This is a genomic window from Bifidobacterium actinocoloniiforme DSM 22766, from assembly GCF_001263395.1.
GTDB lineage: Bacteria > Actinomycetota > Actinomycetes > Actinomycetales > Bifidobacteriaceae > Bombiscardovia > Bombiscardovia actinocoloniiformis.
Map to the genome: position 1 here is coordinate 574,830 of NZ_CP011786.1, position 18,348 is coordinate 593,177.

At 64.7% G+C, this 18,348-nt stretch carries 14 protein-coding genes; 5 read left to right on the forward strand and 9 right to left on the reverse strand.

From position 1 onward, the window contains the following. Positions 1-213 precede the first annotated feature (213 nt). The 5 genes from AB656_RS02330 to AB656_RS02350 all read left to right on the forward strand — a co-directional run bounded on the left by AB656_RS02330 (position 214) and on the right by AB656_RS02350 (position 7,141). Complete coding sequence (locus AB656_RS02330) at positions 214-1,155, forward strand: TspO/MBR family protein (protein ID WP_033504452.1); 942 nt, start codon at positions 214-216, stop codon at positions 1,153-1,155. 118 nt (positions 1,156-1,273) lie between these two features. Then, the gene (locus tag AB656_RS02335) at positions 1,274-2,875 is read left to right on the forward strand and encodes an ABC-F family ATP-binding cassette domain-containing protein (RefSeq protein ID WP_033504453.1); all 1,602 of its coding nucleotides are present in this window, start codon (positions 1,274-1,276) and stop codon (positions 2,873-2,875) included. A gap of 479 nt (positions 2,876-3,354) precedes the next feature. Further along, the gene (locus tag AB656_RS02340; protein WP_081924842.1) at positions 3,355-5,331 is read left to right on the forward strand and encodes a bifunctional ADP-dependent NAD(P)H-hydrate dehydratase/NAD(P)H-hydrate epimerase; all 1,977 of its coding nucleotides are present in this window, start codon (positions 3,355-3,357) and stop codon (positions 5,329-5,331) included. A 45-nt stretch (positions 5,332-5,376) separates the two neighbouring features. Next, positions 5,377-6,162: a 2,3-bisphosphoglycerate-dependent phosphoglycerate mutase gene (locus tag AB656_RS02345; RefSeq protein WP_033504454.1), complete on the forward strand. Its 786-nt coding sequence runs from the start codon at positions 5,377-5,379 to the stop codon at positions 6,160-6,162. Between the two features lie 55 nt (positions 6,163-6,217). Beyond that, positions 6,218-7,141, forward strand: a complete 924-nt coding sequence (locus AB656_RS02350; RefSeq protein ID WP_033504456.1) for a LysR family transcriptional regulator — start codon at positions 6,218-6,220, stop codon at positions 7,139-7,141. A 39-nt stretch (positions 7,142-7,180) separates the two neighbouring features. Here AB656_RS02350 and AB656_RS02355 read toward each other — a convergent pair whose 3' ends face one another. From AB656_RS02355 to AB656_RS02395, 9 genes are all read right to left on the reverse strand, one after another. Continuing rightward, positions 7,181-8,125 carry a thioredoxin domain-containing protein gene (locus tag AB656_RS02355; protein WP_051905265.1) on the reverse strand — a complete coding sequence of 315 codons (945 nt, stop codon included), beginning with the start codon at positions 8,123-8,125 and terminating at the stop codon, positions 7,181-7,183. Positions 8,126-8,224: 99 nt separating this feature from the next. Then, positions 8,225-8,962, reverse strand: a complete 738-nt coding sequence (gene pyrE, locus AB656_RS02360; protein WP_051905266.1) for an orotate phosphoribosyltransferase — start codon at positions 8,960-8,962, stop codon at positions 8,225-8,227. Then, complete coding sequence (locus tag AB656_RS02365) at positions 8,953-9,909, reverse strand: dihydroorotate dehydrogenase (protein WP_033504457.1); 957 nt, start codon at positions 9,907-9,909, stop codon at positions 8,953-8,955. The genes pyrE and AB656_RS02365 overlap by 10 nt, the downstream gene beginning before the upstream one ends. After that, complete coding sequence (locus AB656_RS02370; protein WP_033504490.1) at positions 9,894-10,718, reverse strand: iron-sulfur cluster-binding protein; 825 nt, start codon at positions 10,716-10,718, stop codon at positions 9,894-9,896. The genes AB656_RS02365 and AB656_RS02370 overlap by 16 nt, the downstream gene beginning before the upstream one ends. 2 nt (positions 10,719-10,720) lie before the next feature. Next, positions 10,721-11,812, reverse strand: a complete 1,092-nt coding sequence (pyrF, locus tag AB656_RS02375) for an orotidine-5'-phosphate decarboxylase (RefSeq protein ID WP_033504458.1) — start codon at positions 11,810-11,812, stop codon at positions 10,721-10,723. Further along, positions 11,800-13,326, reverse strand: coding sequence for a dihydroorotase (locus AB656_RS02380; RefSeq protein WP_236681898.1), 1,527 nt, complete (start codon positions 13,324-13,326; stop codon positions 11,800-11,802). Before AB656_RS02380 ends, pyrF begins: the two co-directional genes overlap by 13 nt. Beyond that, positions 13,327-13,746 carry an aspartate carbamoyltransferase regulatory subunit gene (locus AB656_RS02385; protein ID WP_033504460.1) on the reverse strand — a complete coding sequence of 140 codons (420 nt, stop codon included), beginning with the start codon at positions 13,744-13,746 and terminating at the stop codon, positions 13,327-13,329. Next, positions 13,746-14,702, reverse strand: a complete 957-nt coding sequence (gene pyrB, locus AB656_RS02390) for an aspartate carbamoyltransferase (RefSeq protein WP_033504492.1) — start codon at positions 14,700-14,702, stop codon at positions 13,746-13,748. Before pyrB ends, AB656_RS02385 begins: the two co-directional genes overlap by 1 nt. A 204-nt stretch (positions 14,703-14,906) precedes the next feature. Next, on the reverse strand, positions 14,907-18,296 hold the full coding sequence (locus tag AB656_RS02395) for a bifunctional [glutamine synthetase] adenylyltransferase/[glutamine synthetase]-adenylyl-L-tyrosine phosphorylase (RefSeq protein WP_051905267.1): 3,390 nt from the start codon (positions 18,294-18,296) through the stop codon (positions 14,907-14,909). Positions 18,297-18,348 lie beyond the last annotated feature (52 nt).

Consider the following 18,348-nt stretch of genomic DNA (forward strand, 5'->3'; position numbering starts at 1 on the left):
GCACTTGCTTCATCCCGTTCCTTCAATCCGACTGCTCCAGAGATTACATCGTACCGCATCTGCTCCGATATTTCGAACAAGCGTTCGATTATAGCGAAGGGGTGGCCGGCGGGCGCTTGGCTGCCTCCGGACGGCAAGGGGCCAGCCCCCGCTAGGATGGTATGAGGGAAGTAGTGCAGGGGCTGAGGGGCAGCCCCGGTGGAAGGAGCAGACATGGGTACGTATGGTCCATCGGAGCAAAAAGAAGCATCCACGACGCCCAAGGCGGGGTCGGGGCAGGGCGTTCGCGCTCAAGAGTCCAGGACCCCATCCGCCCTGGAATCCGAACGCCAGGCCGAGGGCTCGGTCGCTCGGGCCGACGACGCGCACGCCAAGCACCGTAGGCTGATCGAGAGCATCGTCCTATGGGCCGCCTGGTTGATCATGGTTGCCTTCAACGGCTATGCCGAGATTTTCCACCTCAACGGCGTCAACGTCGGACAGGTCGCCCACGAAGGCAACGTCTGGTTCATGCCCGCTGGCTGGGCCTTCGCCATCTGGGGGCTCATCTACATAGTCCTTGCCCTCTGGCTGATTCGTTTTTGCTTGGCAGGCCCATCCCGAAAAGCCCTGGGCCCCCTGCCCTTCAGCTTGTCTGGCCTGCTGTTCGTAGCCACTTGCGCCCTCAACATCGCCTGGTTGGCCTGCTGGCATTTCCGGGCCTTCACGGCCAGCCTCCTGATCATCGTGGTCCTGACCGCCCTGACATGGGTCCTCTACGGAATCGTCCGCCGGGATCAGCATGAGGAAGACACGGCCAAGGCGGCCCGCATCTTGGACTGGACGCCCCTGTCCTTGTACGCCTCCTGGTTGACGATAGCCACGCTGCTGAACGCCTGCTACACAGTGCAGGTGCTCTCCGGAGGAGTATCGGATATCATACAAATCTTCACTGTAGTCATTCTGCTGGTGCTCCTCCTCATCGCCGTCTTCCTGATGCAGCAGAAGGCGGGTGACTGGGTTTGCGGCCTGGTGCTCCTATGGTCGGGACTGGCCATCGGCATCAACATCCTTTCGCGCAGCGTGGCCGTGGGCGTTCTGGTCATCGCCCTGACCGCTCTGGGCGAAGCGCTGGCCTACTTCCCTTGGAGCACCTTCAAGCTTGTTCGCCGCTGAGCACAAGGTCATATCAGCCCCTTCGCTATGATGGTCGGCGGGGATTGGGACCGCGTTGCCTAGCTGGGACGCGCGGACCGACCCGCACATCCACTTCAGAGAAAGCGTCGGGCAAGGCATGGCTATAGAGGCACAGGGACTTGAGATTCGCATAGGAGCCCGCCTCCTGCTCGAAGCCACCGACTTCCACGTGTCCAAAGGGGACCGCATCGGCCTGGTGGGGCGCAACGGCGCCGGTAAGACCACGCTGACCCGGGTGATTACCGGCGATATGCTGCCATCGGCAGGGTCCGTGCGGGTGAGCGGGCAGCTGGGCTACCTGCCGCAGGACACGCACGCTGGCGACCCAGAGCAGACCGCCCTGGACCGGGTCATGTCCGCCCGCGAGATCGCCTCGATCATCAAGCGTTTGCGCAAGGCCGAGGCCGAGATGACCAGCCCCGATCTCAAGGTCATGGAGAAGGCCATGCGGCGCTACGACAAAGCCCAGCAAGATTTTGACGCAGCCGGGGGCTACGCAGCCCAGTCGGAGGCCATCGTGATGGGTGAGAGCCTGGGGCTGAGCCAGGACACCTTGCATCAGAGACTGGGGACGCTCTCCGGCGGTCAGCGGCGCCGGGTGGAGCTGGCCCGCATCCTCTTCTCCGGTGCCGACACGCTGATCCTGGACGAACCCACCAACCACTTGGACGCCGATTCGATCGAATGGCTCAAGGACTACCTGAGGAAATTCGATGGCGGCTTCCTGGTCATCTCCCACTCCACCGAGCTCCTGGACGAGACCGTCAACAAAGTCTGGCACTTGGACGCCCAGCGCTCCCGCATCGACATGTATTCGATGAGCTGGAAAGCTTACCTGAAGCAGCGGGTGGTTGACGAAGAGCGCCGGCGGCGGGAGCGCGAGGTGGCCGAAAAGAAGGCCGACCGCCTGATGAAACAAGGCATCCGCCTGCACGCCAAGGCGACCAAGGCCGTGGCCGCCCAGAACATGATGCGCCGGGCCGAGCGCCTCTTGGAAGGCACCCAGGAGGCCGAGCGGGGCGAGAAAGTGGCTGACCTGCGCTTCCCCGAGCCCGCGCCCTGCGGGCGAACGCCGATCATGGCCAAAGAGATCTCCAAGGCCTACGGTTCCAATATCGTCTTCGCCGGCATCAACCTGGCCATCGACAAGGGCTCACGCGTGGTCATCCTGGGTTACAACGGCGCCGGCAAGACCACGACCCTGCGCATCCTCGCCGGCATCGAGACGCCGGATACCGGAGAGGTCGAACTGGGGCACGGGGCCAAGATCGGCTACTTCGCCCAGGAGCACGACACCCTGGAAGAGGATCTGAGCGTTCTGGAGAACCTCCAGCACGTGGCCCCGGACCTGGACGACACCCAAGCCAGGACCATCCTAGGCTCCTTCCTCTTTTCCGGCGACGACGCGATGAAGCCGGCTTCGGTGCTCTCCGGCGGCGAAAAGACCCGCCTGGCCCTGGCCACCCTGGTGACATCGCGGGCCAACGTCCTCCTCCTGGACGAGCCCACCAACAACTTGGACCCAGCCTCACGCGAGGAGATTCTCAAGGCCATCGCCAAGTATGAGGGCGCTATCGTCCTGGTGACCCATGACGAGGGGGCCGTCCAGGCCCTGAACCCGGAGCGGGTCCTGCTGATGCCCGACGGGGATGAGGACCTGTGGAACGACAGCTACCTGGACCTCGTGGCCGAAGAATAGGCGGCGGTTTACCCCAGCGCCCCGCCTGTCGCGCAAGGCCTGATCGGCGACAGGGAACATAACCAGCGTCGGGAGGAAGCCGGTGTGGCGGCGGCCGCAATCGGAAGCGCCACCATGCCGTCCCGCAGGAGGCCCCCACGGTCGAATCATCCGTGAGCGCAGGCCAGACGGCGCATCTGGGCCGAAGGATACGGCGTCGGAGCTTCACAAGCCTAGCCCGGAGCCGCGTAGGCCGTGATGCGCAAAGGGCCCCAGGACGGTGCGACCACTCAATCAACCCAGCACAGGGAGGGCACGGTCACAGCCAAGGCGACTCGCTAGGCGACCACCGGTATCTCATTGTCCCTTTCCACGGAGCTCGCGGCATGATGACGACTGACACGGGCCAGCGCGTGCCGCGGGCCAGCAAGCCGGATAGAGTGGTGGTAGGGGTGGAATGAGCCGCCCTGGAAGTCATCAGCAAGGGGAAGGACGCACGGATGTCGAACGAGGAGAGCTGGGTGTTGGACAAACTGACGACGACGGCCTATCAGTCAAGCACGGTGCGCTCCCTGGAGCGACCCCTGCTGGACGATGGCGTGCCGCTGATGAGGATGGCCGCGAAAGCCGTCGCTCTTAATGCACGACTGCTGCTGGCCATGTCCGGCATGGAGCTGGACCAGGCCCGGGTCGTCCTCCTGGCAGGCGGAGGGGACAACGGCGGCGACGGACTTTACGCGGGCGCCCTGCTTGCTTCAGCAGGTTCAGACGTGACCGCCGTGGCCACGAGTAACGACCTGCACGATCAGGGGCTGACGGCTTTCCTTCAAGCCGGTGGGGTTGTCCTCGCCCTGAGCCAGGATTCCGACATCCCCGGCTCGGACGCCCCTGCGTCCGCGGATGAGGCGGCGGAAAGACTGGAGCAGGCGGTAAGTCTGGCTCGGAGCGCCGACCTGGTGATCGACGCCATGACCGGTATCGGCCTGAATGGGGCCCTGCACGGGGTGGCTGACGCCCTGGCCTGCGAGCTTGGGCAGGCGGACGGCGGCCTGGCCCCAGACGTCGGCATCCCCCAGGACGGCAAAAGCAAACGGCCGCTGGTCCTGGCGGTGGACTTGCCTTCAGGCATAGGCGTGGACGATGGGAGCCTGCCTGGCTCCTATATACCAGCTGATGTGACGGTAACATTCGGCGCTTTGAAACCCTGCTGCCTCCTGCCTCCCGCCGCGTACACCTGCGGCAGGACGGTCTTGGTCGACTTCGGCTTCGACCTGGACTCGATCCGCCCCGACGTTGAGGCCATGACGGCTCAAGGCGCCGCCGACGTGATACGCGCCCCCCGCATCGACGACAGCAAGTACACGCGCGGGGTGGTCGGCCTGGTCACTGGTTCGGAGCGCTACCCTGGCGCCGCGATCCTTTCGACCCGCGCTGCGGCCGCGGCTGGCGCGGGCATGGTGCGCTATATGGGCCCTAGCAGACCCACTGACGCGGTGCTAGCGGCCTTGCCCGAAGCGGTGAGCGGCCCTGGCCGGGTCCAATCCCTGGTCCTGGGCTCAGGCGTGCCCACCGAGCAAGCAGCCAACGACGAGGAACCCCAACGCGAGACCATCGGAGGCATCCTGCGGACCCGTTTCGCGGCCAGACCATCAGATGAGGACTCCGAGGGCGATACCGAGATTCCGGCTGTGGCCGACGCGGGCGCCCTGGACCTCCTGCCTGGGGGGAAGACGCCCCCTACCCTGGTGCTCACCCCCCACTTTGGCGAGCTGGCCAAGCTTCTCAACTCTTGCGGCGAGAGTCTCAGCGCCTCGGACATCGCCGCCGAACCCCTGAATTGGGCCATCAAAGCCTGGGAGTTGACCGGAGCTACGGTCCTGTTGAAAGGGGCCGTCAGCATAATAGTCGGCGAGGATCAGGAGGGGCGGATGCGGGTCATGACCACCGGCTTCGGCCCCGTCTGGCTCTCCACCGCGGGTTCAGGGGATGTCTTAGCCGGCGTTCTTGGCGCGACGCTGGCCGGCGCCGCTGACCGCTTGGAGGAGGAGCCCTGGCAGACCGTCCCAATCGCGGCTTCCGGCGCTTTCCTGCACGGCTTGGCGGGCTCGCTGGCTTCCGGTGGGCTTCAGCGCGGTTGGCGGCAGCCCCTTGTCTACGACCCCGAGAACCCATCCGACTTCCTGGAAAGGGCCCAGGATGGCTGGAAGGCTGAGTCCAAGGGGGCTGGACCCTGGAGTCCCCTGGGCCACCCCATCCACGCCACCGATATCGTGTCGCATCTGGAGGAGGCGCAAGGCCTCCTGCTGGCCCTGCCGTACACGAGCCAGGGGGAGGACGACGCGGACGATGACGCAGATGCCCCTGACGGGATACCCGCGGATGGCCCGGCGGACTGGGCACTGTTGCAAGCTGGCTGGGCAGGGCCTGCGGAATTCGGCCAGGCCGCCTCGGCTGGCATTGATTCGTTGTGGTTCTAGGGAATTTCTAGGGAAAAGCCTTAGAGGAAGGTAAAAGGAGGAAACATGCGTGGGCGCTTGATTATCATGCGGCACGGGCAGAGCGAGTGGACCCTGCCCCAGGTGAACCGGTTCGCCGGCTGGGTGGACGTTCCTCTGAGCGAGCAGGGGCGACGGCAGGCGGAACGAGCAGGCCAGCTGATCAAGGAGTATGGTCTGGAGCCGGAGGTGGTTTTCACTTCCCTCCTCGGTCGCTCGATCATCACAGCCAACCTGCTATTGGACCAAATCGACCGGCTCTGGATACCGGTCCAGCGCACCTGGCGGCTCAACGAGCGCCACTATGGCGCCTTCCAAGGGCAGACCCGTCCTGACATGCTGTCCAAGTACGGCGAAAAGCGTTTCGCCACCTACCGCCGCTCCTACGATGTGGCGCCTCCAGCCCTTGACCCCTCATCGCCTTACTGGCAGGGCCAGGACCCTCGCTACGGCAAACCGTGGGCCGACGGTCTGGATGACTTGGACCCGGCGTCGATTGCCTCGGAGTCCCTGAAGGATCTAGGCCAGCGGCTGGAGCCTTACTGGCGTGCGCGAATCGTGCCCTTGCTGGCCCAGGGCAGGACGGTGCTGGTCGTCACCCACGGCTCCGTCGTACGGTCGGTCGTCAAGGGGCTGGAAGCGGTCTCCGACCAGGACATCCGCTCCATCAACGTACCCACCGGAGTGCCGATGGTTTATGAATTCGAGACGGATCAGAGCAGGGAACCGGAGCCAGTCGGGTCTGGCCGCTACCTGGACCCGGATGCGGCTCGAAAGGGCATGGCGCAGGTAGAAGCGCTGGGCAAGGCTTGATCCGGAGGATCGCAGACGGCGCAGGCAGGCCCTCCCCCGCCGTTATACTGGGCCCATGACCCTCCTCCAGCTCAAGTACATCATCAAAATCGTCGAGTGCGGTTCGATGAACGAAGCCTCCCACGAGCTCTTCATCTCCCAGCCTGCCCTCTCTTCCTCGGTCAAAGAGCTGGAGGGCGAGCTGGGCGTCGAAATCTTCACCCGCCACTCCCAGGGAATCGCGCTGACCGTGGACGGCGCCGAATTCCTGACCTACGCCCGCCAGGTCCTGGACCAGGTGGGCCTCTTGGAGCAACGGTACCAGCAGACAAAGCCTCGCAAGCAACTGTGCCGTGTTTCCACCCAGCATTACATGTTCGCGGTCGAAGCGTTCGTGGAGATGATCAATTCGATTGAGGCCGATGAGTACGAGTTCACCATCAGGGAGACCCGTACCCGGGATATCATCGACCAGGTGGCCTCCTTGCGTTCGGAGATCGGCATCATCTACCAGTCCGGCTTCAATAAGCGGGTCATCACCAAGCTCCTGAGGGAGAAGCACCTGGTCTTCCACCCGCTCTTCCGCTGCAGGCCCCACGTCTTCATTTCGCGCCGGAACCCGCTGGCGGGCCGCTCCCGACTGACCATGGAGAACTTGGAGCCATACCCCTTCCTCCAATACGAGCAGGGCGACGAAGGATCCTTCTATTTCGCCGAGGAGCCGGTTTGGCCCGACTATTCCCCCCAGCAAATAACGGTGTCGGACCGCGCGACCATGCTCAACTTCATCGTCGGGCTCAACGCTTACACGGTGTGCACCGGCATCGACAACGAGGACCTGAACACCGAGAAGATCACGACCATCCCGCTGGAATCGGATGAGACCATGCTCCTGGGGTGGATCAACAACGAGCGAACCAAACCACCCGAAGCGGCACAACTCTATTTGGACAAGCTGGGCGAGGTCATCACCCACCACGGTTTCGAATTGATTGGTTGAAGGCGGGGGGGGGAAAGCCGTCAGCCGCGAGGAAACGAATCACATCTGATGCGGTCGGCCCGTACCACCAATCGAAGGCAAGGAACCGGCTCGGCCCACTTGGTTCTCATCCAAACCCAGGGCCTGGCACAAGGCCTTGCGGGCTTCGTCATCACCTGGCTTGATATGGCTGATTTGCATGAAGACGCCATTGATGATCACCGTGGGTGTGGAAAGCCTGCCTTTGCTTTCGCCCTCAGGGTTCTCCAGTTCATGTCGGGTGATCGTGTAGTCATTGAGCTGGTGGACCCATTCGCGGTATTCGCCGCTGGCGGCCTTACGGGCGACAGCCTCAGGCACGCCTACGCTCATTATCCGCTTGGCGATCTGGTCGTCGCTCACGTCGGCGCCGCCCTGCTCGCTGGGTTGGAAGTCTTGCTTGTAGAAGGAGGCCACCACGTCCAAGAAACGCTCCGGGTCCTCCTGGGCCACGCTCGCGGCGGCGGAAGCGGCCCTGGTGGAGTACTGGTCGGAGCGTTGCTGGTCCAGGAAGTCCAGGAAGTGGATGCCCAGGTTAATCTGGCCCGCCTTGACCATAGCGATCAGCGTGGGGTCCAAGGAGCGGTGGAGGCGGCCGCAGGGCGGGCAGAGGAAGTCCATGTAGATGTCAACGGTCGGGACCGCGCTGATGGGCTTGCCCACGCCCTCCTTGCTGACCAGGATGCCCCCTAGGTCGTCGGCTTTGGAGGGTTTGACCCTGACTGCGGCTAGGGCCTGGTAAGCGTCGTTCTTGGTCGGGGCGCCGGTGGTCGTAGCGGCGGGCTCGGCTCCGCCCCCGTGACCGGACCGGTGAACGACGAACGCGCCGACCGCGACCAGGGCCGCCAGGACCAGGACAGCCGCCAGTACAGTCAAGAGCCGCCGATGAGATGAGCTCACGCTCCCTCCGTCGTCCCCGCTTTCACTGCGATCAGGTTGTTTGTCGACGTTGGGCTCTTGTACCATCGTAGGTCCTGTCTCCTTGCGTCATGAGCTCCTGATTCCCTGCCATGATGATACCTGAGCACCTTGGCAAGTCGCTCGCGGTTCCCGCCCCAGCTTGAATCAGACCCCGTAACGCTCCAGGTAGGCCTGGGCACGCTCGTAGAGTCGCTCATTCATCACAGGCCTTCCTTGTTCATCCTGCATGCCCCGGGCGGCTTGGAAGACCTGGCCCACGTTAGCAATCGAAAGGACGGGGAAGCCCAGCTCATCCATGACCGCTTCGACGGCCGAGCGCCCCGAGTCGTCGGCCACCTCCATCCTGTCGACGCTGATGACCAGGCCCACCACCTGCACGTTCGCGGCGGCCTTGAGCTTGGGAACGCACTCGCGCACCGCAGTGCCGGCGGTCATCACATCGTCCACCAGCAGCACCCGCATCCCGTCTTCGAGCGGGGCGCCGACGAAGGAGCCGCCGTCCCCGTGGTCCTTCTTCTCCTTGCGGTCGAAGGTGTACCCGACCGTGCGGCCGTGCGCCGAACTCAGGGCGATGGCGGTCGAAACGGCCAGGGGTATCCCCTTGTAGGCCGGGCCGAAGATTGTGCCGAAGTCGCCGGGAAGCTGGCCATCGCGCACGCCTTTAAGGATGCGACGGGCGTAGAACTCGCCTAGGAGCGCAATCTTGGCGCCATCGTTGAAAGCTCCCGCATTGATGAAATACGGCGAGCGCCGACCGGACTTCAGCGTGAAGTCGCCGAAACGCAGGGCCCCGCTGCTCAACAGGAAACGGGTAAAGGCCTGGGACAGCCCCTCTTCCCCCTCGTCGCCCTTGCTTGCCTGTCCGTTCACGCTTACTTCCATGATGATCCCTTCTCTAAGGTTTCGGCCAGCTCGGGTCGCTGGTCGAGCAGTTCGTCCAATTGCCGCGCTATGCGCACCGGCGCCACAGGATCCACCAGGGCGGCCGCACCCACCTCGACCGCGTTGGCCCCCGCGTAGAGGAATTCGAGCGCGTCCGAGCCGCTGGCGATGCCGCCCATGCCGATGATGGGCATCTCGGGCAGGGCCTGGCGCACCTTCCATACGCAGGCCAATGCGATCGGCAGGATTGCGGGGCCTGAAACCCCTCCGGTGACGTTGTCGATGATGGGCCGGCCCGTGGTCGTGTCCAGTCTCATACCAACCAGGGTGTTGATTAGGCTCAAGGCGTCCGCTCCCCCATTCGCGGCGGCGCGCGCGACCGCGGCGATGTCCGTCACATTCGGCGTGAGTTTGACCACCATCGGTTTGTCGGTCATGGCCCTGAGCCGGCTGATGAGACGTTCCAGACCGACTGGATCGGTGCCGGCCGACATGCCTCCGTGCGTGACGTTAGGGCAGGAGACGTTGATCTCCAGCATGTCGGCCGGCGAGTCGGCCAGTTTAGCCACCACTTGCGCGTAGTCGTCGTCGCTGTGCCCGGCCACGTTGGTCACCACCAAGGCTCCCAGGTCCTTCAACCTGGGCAGTTCGTCGACCAGGTAGTCGTCCACCCCGGGATTCTGCAAGCCCACCGCGTTAACCATGCCAGATGGCGACTCTGCGGTACGCGGGGTGGGATTACCCTCCCAGGCTACAGGCGAGACGCCCTTCGTGGATATGGCTCCCAGCTGGCTGACATCGTAGAAGTCTTGGCAGGCATCGAGCTTGAAGGTGCCGGAAGCCGCGCCGACCGGGTTCTTCCAGACGACCCCAGCCACCTGTGTGGGATGACGGTAAGTGTATGGCTCCAGGGGGTCGAATCCATCCATGCTCATGCGTTCGTCCATCCTAACTGCTCTCCGGTGAAGACCGGTCCGTCCGCGCAGACCTTGAGTCTGCCGTCCACTGTGTCCACAGCACAGGCCACACAAGCTCCGTACCCGCAGCCCATCCGCTCCTCCAAACTGAACTGTGCGGGGATCGAACGGGCAGCCGCCCAGGCCGCCACCGCTTTCATCATCGCTGTCGGCCCGCAGGAGATGATCGCGGATCTGGCTGGGTCGAGCTGGGGCTCGAAACGGTCCAAGAGCGTGATGACATCGCCCTCCGGCTCACTGATCGACAGGGTTCGGTCAGCGCTGGCTGCCACCAGAGGGTCCGCGAATCGCTCATTCTGGTAGCCGAAGACGGCTATGGCCCGAGCGTCAGCCCGCTGGCTCAGCGCTTGGGCAGCCGCGATCAGCGGAGGAACGCCCAAACCGCCACCGACCAGCAAGTAGTCGCCTGGTCGGCTCAGGTCGTACGGCCTGCCAAGAGGCCCCAGCAGGTCAACTTCATCGCCCGGCTTCAGGCGGGCGAGCGCGGCGGTCCCCCGACCGATTACCTGATAGACCAAGTCCAGCTCGTCGCCGTCAGTCCTCGCGACGCCGAAGGGGCGGGGCAGCATGGCCGAGGGATCGGGAGCATAGAGATTGACGAATTGGCCCGCCGAAGCGGTCCTGGCCGCGTAAGGGTCGCGGACGGTCAATAGCCGGGCCGCGCCGCCCTCCAGGCTGAGCGCCGCGCTGACCTTAGCGGTGCGCCTGCCTGGGCGTTTGCCTTCCGCCTGGGCTTGGGCGACCACCTGTTCGGTAGGTCTGAACTGAGTCGTTTGAATACTCACTTGGTCTCCTTCACGGCTTGGGTCAGTTCTGTTTTCATCGTCACAGCGGCCTTCCGAGCCTCGGAGGAGACCAGTCCCAAGGCCACCTCCAGGCTGAGCGAGGGGCTCCAGGATCCGCTGCGTTTCCAGGCGCCTATGATGCCCCGGGAGGAGTTGACTATCGCGCCGGACCCGTCCGGCCCGAACATGGCCGCTGCATCCTTTGCCGTTCCGCCTTGGGCCCCATAGCCCGGCAACAGGAAGAAGGTGTGCGGCATAGCTTGGCGCAAGAGCGCTCCCACCTGTGGCTGAGTTGCGCCCACGACCGCACCGATACGGGAATAGCCGCAGGAACCGACGCTGGAGGCCCCCCACTCCTCCACTAGCTCGCCGACCCGCTGGCACAGGTTGCGCCCCTCTTGCCCATCCGCGAGGGGGAGTTCCTGGATTTGGCTGGAGGATGGGTTCGAGGTGCGCACTAAAACGAAGATGTCCTTGTCGTGGGCCTGCGCAGCCTGCACGAAAGGTTCGATGCCGTCGGAACCCAGGTAGGGGTTGACGGTGATCGCGTCCTCCTGCCAGGGAGAGGGGGCGGGGGCCTCCCGATGGGCCGGGTCCGTCCCTGCCTCCACTTGGAGACAGGCCTGGCCCCAAGTCAGGGGAAGACCGGACAGGTGGCAGGCGTAGGCGGACGCAGTTGATCCGATGTCGCCTCGCTTCACATCGCCGATCACGTAGAGCCCCCGTTCCCGAGCGGCCCGGCAGGTGGACAGGTAAGCCTCGATGCCGGGAGCCCCTAGGGCCTCGTACATGGCGATCTGGGGTTTGACGGCTGGCACCAGGTCGGCCACCGCGTCCAGGACCGACAGATTGAAACGTACGTAGGCCTGGGCCAGTTCATAGGCCCAGGATTCGTCAAGGCGCCTGCGATCGTCGGGCTCCAGGTCGTCAACGCCGGCGGGGGTCAAGTCAGGGATTCCCGACTTGGCGCGGGTGGTTTCCACGGCCTGGCGTATGAGCTGGTCGGGCAGGAGGGCGGGCCGTGGGTCCAAGCCCACTAAGCTGGGGTTGCCTTCCTTACCGGCTATGGCTGCGGCTAAGCGGTCCATGATTGCCTTCCTTCCGGGTTCTTCCTCGGGGCCTGGGCAACGACTGCCTTGAACGCCTTCGGGTTGATGACTGAGTGCGTCGGTCGCCCTCCGACGATCGTCATGAGCGGCCTGCCGCTCACCGTCATCCCCTCGAAGGGGGTGTTGCGGGCTTTGGACAGGAAACGGTTGGCCTCTACCGTCCACGACTCTTCCGGGGCCAGGACGACTAGATCCGCCTGGGCTGCCTGGGCATCGGCCGTGAGGTCAAGCACAGGCGCTGAGGCCCCCTCCTGGCTCCTCTGGCCGTTAACCTTGTGCATGATGGCTCCGATGTCGGTGGATGCCATGCCCATTAATCGCGCGGGGGCCAGGCTCATCAGCTCGATGAGCCTGGCCTCGTCGATCCACCCTCCGTCCACCAAAACGCTGTGGCAGACCCCGTAAGCGCTCTCCAGACCTATGACCCCGTTGGGCGCTGACTCCAGGCCCCGCTCTTTCTCCGCCCTGGTATGGGGGGCGTGGTCGGTGGCGATCATGTCGACGGTCCCGTCGGCCATCGCCTCCAGGCTGGCCTGCCTGTCCGCCTCGGAGCGCAAGGGAGGGTTCATTTTTCCCATGGCTCCCAGGCGTGGCACGTCCTCGTCGGACAGGGCCAGGTAGTGGGGCGCGGTCTCGCAGCTGACCGGTAACCCTTGCCGTTTGGCTTCGCGTATGGCCTGGAAGGCGCCAGCGGTGGACACGTGCTGGAGGTGGATGCGCGCGCCAGTGGTCCGGGCCAGCTTGATGTCCCGGTTGACGATGGCGAGCTCGGTGGAGGCCGGAACCCCCTCCAGACCCAGTCTGCGCGAGACCGGCCCCTGGTTGATGAATCCCGTGCGGTGGCGCTCGCAGTGGTCCAGGAGGGGAATGCCCGCGGCCCGCGCGGAGAGGGCGACCTGCTCGGCGATGCCATCAGTCACGGCGGCACCGTCGTCGCTCAGGGCCACTACCGGGTGCAGGGCCGCGTTCGGATCGCTCTGGGACACGGGACCGCCCGGCAGATAGTCGGCCCAAGCGGAGGGCGGGTTCGGCACCAACCCCTCTCGGTCCCGCGAGGCCGCCGCGCACAAACGGTAGCCTACGGGCAGGCGGCGGCCACGCTCCGACTCGTACCCCTGGAGGTAACCGATGACCTCGGGCCCGTCCATAGCCGGCTGGGTGTTGGGCATGATCAGGACCGAACTATAACCGCCGGCCGCGGCCGCCGAGCAGCCAGTGATCATATCCTCCTTGTCGGTGCCGCCGGGATCGCGGAAGTGGACATGGGGGTCGACCAGCCCCGGGGCCAAGAGAGCCCCGGTCAGATCGACCGCAAGGGTCCGGCCCTGCGCGCGCTCGCCCAGCCTCCGCCAAGCTTGGACCTCGTCCGCACCTGCGGCGAAACGCTCCACATCAGGCCAAGGCAGGAGGAGGTCCAAGCCTTGGCCGGTATCCCAGGCTTTGAGGCCGCGAAGCAGCAGGTTGGGGGCGTCCGACCCCTGGTCCGCGCGCACTTAAAGCTCCGCCTTCTCATCGCAGTAATCGCAGCGGTAGACTCCACCGCCAACGCTGTCCAGGTGGAAGGACTGGATCAGACCGGTCTCGACGGTGGTGACGCAGCGCGGGTTGATGCAGCGGATCACGCCAGTCAGGTGCTCCGGCCGTTCAGGGCTGCACTTATCGACAATCCGCCCGTCCTCCACACGGTTGACAGTGGCTTGAGGGGCGACGAAGCCCAGGACCGTCAGATTCAGCTCGGAGCCACCTTCGATTTTGATGATGTCCTTGGAGCCGAAGCGCTCGCTCGGGGCGTTCATGATCAGCGCCAGGCGTGTTCTGGTGGGGTCCAAACCCAGGTAATGCAAGACTTTAAGCGCCCTGCCGGCAGGCACATGGTCGATGATTACGCCTCGGTTGATGCTGGTGACTTCCATCAGGCCTCCACTTCCTTCCACGCCTGGTATCCAGGCAGCTCATCACCCAACAGGGCCGCTTCCAGGGCCATTCGCACCAGCATCCCTTCCTTTACCTGCTGGAAGTACGCCGCTCGCGGATCCTGGTCCACCTCCTGGGCGATCTCGTTGACCCGGGGCAGCGGGTGGAGGACCGCCATGCTTGGCTTGGCGTGTGCGAGCTTGTCCTTGTCGAGGATGTAGGTGTCGCACAGGCGCAGGTAATCGTCCTCGTTGAAGAAGCGCTCCTTCTGGACGCGGGTCATGTAGAGCACGTCCAGGTCTCCAATCACGCTGAGCAGGTCACTGGTCTGCTCATACTCGCAGCTTGGCGAGGCGTCGATCCGGTCGAGCACGTACTTAGGGCAGCGCAACTCGTCAGGGCTGATCAGCACGAAGCGGACGCCCCCGAAGCGGCTGAGCGTCTCGACAAGGGAGTGCACGGTGCGGCCAAAGGTCAAATCGCCGCACAAGCCGACGGTCAAACCGGTCAGCTTGCCGAATCGGGCTTGGATGGTAGCCAGATCCGCCAGCGTCTGCGTGGGGTGCATATGCCCACCGTCGCCTGCGTTGATGACCGGCACGCTGGCCGCCCTGGCCGCCACCAGCGCCGCACCCTCCTTGGGGTGGCGGATAGCCACCAGATCGGCGTAGTTAGACACGACTTTCAGGGTGTCGGAAATGGTCTCACCCTTGGAGGCGGAGGACACTTGGGCTCCGGCGAAACCGATCACCTGGCCGCCCAGCCTCAGCATGGCTGTCTCGAAGCTCAGGCGCGTGCGCGTGGACGGCTCATAAAAAAGAGTGGCTAAGACCTTTCCTTCACAGGTCTTAGCCACTTGCCGACGATGGCCGTCGATGTAGGCGGCCCGGCTGATCAAATCCCGGATTTGATCAAGCCCCATATCGTCCAAGGTCACCAAACTGGTGCCCGACAGGGACTCGATCGATCGCGTCGATCCAGCTCGCTGATGTTTGGAATGCGGAGAGAACTTATCCTGCCCAACCTTGGGGCCTACCCGTCGTTCAGACAACGGCGCACCTTTCCCGAAAAGGTGGCCACCTTGTGTGACCTGTACCACAGTACTCCATGAGGCCGACCAAGCCGGCGAGGCGTAGGATAAGCCGCTTCCCTCGGCGAGTCATTGGCCGTAGAAAAGACGGACCATCACTTCGCGCGAGCGGCGCATGGCCGCCAGGAGCTGGTTGACGAAGTCGGCTCCGCGGTGGGCGGGATAGCCTTGGTAAACGGCCATGGCTCCCAGGGTGTAAGTGTCGTCGGGCAGAATGTCGGCCTGGCTGGCCCGCCCTGACCACAGATAGGAGCCGTTCCTGGCGCCGGTGCACAGACGCCAGCCTTCCCGAAGGGTCTTGGCGTCCTTCGACGCGATGAGCCCCAGTTCCTTCAACTCGTCGAGGGCTTCAAGCGTGGATGTGGTCCTCAGGCCCGGGCACTGGCCGGCGTATTCGAGTTGGTAGAGCTGGACGGTCCATTCCACGTCCGAGAGCCCTCCGGCGCCCAGTTTCAGGTGGCGATCGCGACGGACACCACGCGGCAAGCGTTCAGCTTCCATGCGGGCTTTGAGCTTGCGGATCTCGGCCACTTGCTCCACGGATGGGGGCGAAGCCGGATAACGCAGGGGATCGGCCACCTCGAAGAGGAAGCGATCGGCCAAATTCTCGTCTCCCGCGGCTCGACGGGCTCGCAGGAGGGCCTGATGCTCCCAAACCGCCGACCACTGCTGGTAGTAGCGCCGGCAGGATTCCAAGGAACGCACAATAGGCCCAATCTTCCCTTCGGGCCGCAAATCCAGATCCAAGTCCACCTTGGGCTCAAGGCTCAGGGTCATTGAACCCAAAATGGCCCGCAAGTCATCCGAAACGGCCCGGGCGAAGGCACCGGCCTGAGCATCGTCAGCCTCCGCCGCAGGTTCGTAAATCAGCATGGCGTCAGCATCGGAGTTGAAGTTCACTTCCCTGCCGCCGTAGCGCCCCAGAGCGATCACGCAGATTCGGGCGGGCGCGTGGTCCAGACCCTGCTGCCGCTTCTGGTTTTGCAGGGCCCAGTCCAGGGATGATTGCATCATCGCGTCGTGGACGTCGCTCATCCCCTCCAGACAGGCGCTTTCGTCGTTCACCCGGCTCAACCAGCCCAGGCCGATTCGCTCAATCTCCCGCCGGCGCATGGCGCGAACAGCGTCAGCGAAACCGGCCATATCGTCGGCGTGCCGCTGAAGGTAAGCGTCGCACGAGATGGTCAGCGAGTCCAAGCCTCTGGGTTCCAGCAGGTGGTCATCCCCCAGCCAGGTGACCGATTCCACAGACTTGCACAGGGCGCCTGACAGGTAGCGGGAGTTGGCCAGCACGTGGCAGAGTCGGCGGGCGGCCGAGGAGGAGTCGCGCAGGAAACCTAGGTAAGTGCTTTTGTTGCCGAAGCGTTCCTCCAGGGTGCGCCAACCCAGCAGTCCCATGTCCGGATCCTGCCCCGCTCCCAGCCAGGCGAATACAGCGGGCAGGAGGATGCGGTTGATCTTAGCCGACCGGGTCAGCCCCCGAGTCAGGGCCTGGACGTGGCGGAGGGCGGCATCCGGGTCGGCGAAGCCAATCGACGCGAAACGCTCCTTGGCGGCCTCGGGCTTCAAACTCACCTCGTCATCGTCTAGCTGGGCCTCGATTGGAAGCATGGGACGGAAGTAGATGGCCAGGTGGAGCCGACGGACCTCACGGCGGGTGCGGTCGTAGCGGTCGACCAGCTCGTCCGGGTGCAGGTCGAAAGCCCGGCTCAGCCGGCTCAGCTCCTCATTGCTCTCCAAATCCTTCAGGGTGAGCTTGCGCCGCGATTTGAGGCCGCCCTGGTTATGGGAACCCAGGTCCGGGAAGAGGTGGGTGCGCTTGAGCAGCCACATCTGCTGACGATGCTCCAAGACACGCTCGAATCGGTAATCAGCGGCCAGGCGGCGAGCGTGGTGGGAGGAGATGTACCCGCCAGCCGCCAGGGCGTCCAAGGCGTCCAGCGTGGACCTGACGCGCAAACTGGAATCGGTACGGCCATGGACCAGCTGGAGCATCTGCACGGTGAACTCGACATCACGCAGGCCCCCAGCGCCCAGCTTGATCTCCCTGTCCTTGAGCTTGGCTGGGATCAGCGTCTCCACCCGCGAGCGCATTTCCTGACAGTCGTATACGAAATTGGGACGCTGCGAGGCGGACCAGACCAGCTCGTCGCACATGGCCTGGTAGCGCTCGCCCAGGTCCGCGTCCCCAGCCACGGGACGGGCCTTGAGCAGGGCCTGGAACTCCCAGTTATCCGCCCATGACCCGTAGTATTCGCGGTGGGAGTCGAGGGTGCGCACCAAGGGACCGTCCTTGCCTTCCGGTCGCAGGGCGGTGTCCACCTTCCACAGGGGCGGCTCGACGACACCGGGAATGACCGATTGGCAGATTCGTTGGAGAGCCATGGCTATGGCGCTGCCGGTCTCCACCAGGTCGTGCGCGCTGGAACCGGTTTCCGGCCCCGCTGGCTCGACCAGGTAAATCAGGTCAACGTCCGACACGTAGTTGAGCTCCTGGGCGCCGAGCTTTCCCATGCCGATCACCGCGAAACGGCAGGAGTCCGCCCCTGGCACCTTACGGCGGGCAATCGCCAAGGCCGCGTCCAAGGTTTCGCCGGCCAGGTCCGACAGGGCGCGGCTGACCTGGGGCTGGGCGGCGACCGGGTCCCGGGCCCTCAAATCATCCGCCATGATCGCCGCCAGCCGCCGATAGTAACCTGCTCTGAGCGCACTGACGGCTGGGGCGTAGTTAATCCTCTTGCCTGCGCCGGCGGCATGCGCCACCTCCTGACGCAAGCTAGCCCCGCCCAATTGCCCATGGGCCGCTGCCGCCACCAGGGCGGGCCGGTGTTGCATCAGCCTCCCCATAGCCTGCGAGGCTCCGAGCACCAACACCAGGCGATTCAAGGCCTCCGGCCTCCGAGCCAAGTGACTCATGCTCAGTTCCGAGCCATATTCGTTGGCCTCCGCGCCCACAACGGAAGTCCCAACCCCTTGCATCCCAGGCTCGTAAATGCCGCTGCCGGGCCAGGCGGGCGCGGGGGCGACGCCAGGGAGCGAAGGAGCTGGCGCAATGGCGCCGCCCAGGTGCGAGGAGTTGGGGGATTTAAGTGGAGTAGCGCCAGCCGGGGATGATGGACCAACCGCGAGCGCACTGTTTACGCCCGAGGGCTCAAGAGGCGTGGTTCCGCCGCCGTGTTCCTGCAAGGCCTGCGCTTCACTCCCGTCGAGGGCCCAACCAGTCACCGCCCCGGGGCCTGCGCTTTCCTCCCCTATGTGCGTCAGGGCTTCCAGCGCCTTGTCAGGGTCGCAGGCATGGCCCAAGTACTCTAACAGTAAATCGACGCCCTGGGAGCCCAGCCCTAAACGCGCGAGCTTGTCCAATTCCCGCCGGGCCCGCCCCACATTGCGCAGCCCCGCGCGAATAAGCTTGACCGAATTCAGATCGCCCGCCGCTCCATCCTCTCCCGTCGCCACCATCGTCAGCCGCCTCCCACTCTCGAACCGGTCGCGCGGTTCATCCCGTTGCCCC

Excerpts from the sequence above, each read along its gene's own strand:
- AB656_RS02330 (WP_033504452.1), top strand. The coding sequence starts at position 214 with ATGGGTACGTATGGTCCATCGGAGCAAAAAGAAGCATCCACGACGCCC.
- AB656_RS02335 (WP_033504453.1), top strand. The coding sequence starts at position 1,274 with ATGGCTATAGAGGCACAGGGACTTGAGATTCGCATAGGAGCCCGCCTC.
- AB656_RS02340 (WP_081924842.1), top strand. The coding sequence starts at position 3,355 with ATGTCGAACGAGGAGAGCTGGGTGTTGGACAAACTGACGACGACGGCC.
- AB656_RS02345 (WP_033504454.1), top strand. The coding sequence starts at position 5,377 with ATGCGTGGGCGCTTGATTATCATGCGGCACGGGCAGAGCGAGTGGACC.
- AB656_RS02350 (WP_033504456.1), top strand. The coding sequence starts at position 6,218 with ATGACCCTCCTCCAGCTCAAGTACATCATCAAAATCGTCGAGTGCGGT.
- AB656_RS02355 (WP_051905265.1), bottom strand. The coding sequence starts at position 8,125 with ATGGTACAAGAGCCCAACGTCGACAAACAACCTGATCGCAGTGAAAGC.
- pyrE (WP_051905266.1), bottom strand. The coding sequence starts at position 8,962 with ATGGAAGTAAGCGTGAACGGACAGGCAAGCAAGGGCGACGAGGGGGAA.
- AB656_RS02365 (WP_033504457.1), bottom strand. The coding sequence starts at position 9,909 with ATGGACGAACGCATGAGCATGGATGGATTCGACCCCCTGGAGCCATAC.
- pyrF (WP_033504458.1), bottom strand. The coding sequence starts at position 11,812 with ATGGACCGCTTAGCCGCAGCCATAGCCGGTAAGGAAGGCAACCCCAGC.
- AB656_RS02385 (WP_033504460.1), bottom strand. The coding sequence starts at position 13,746 with ATGGAAGTCACCAGCATCAACCGAGGCGTAATCATCGACCATGTGCCT.
- AB656_RS02395 (WP_051905267.1), bottom strand. The coding sequence starts at position 18,296 with ATGGTGGCGACGGGAGAGGATGGAGCGGCGGGCGATCTGAATTCGGTC.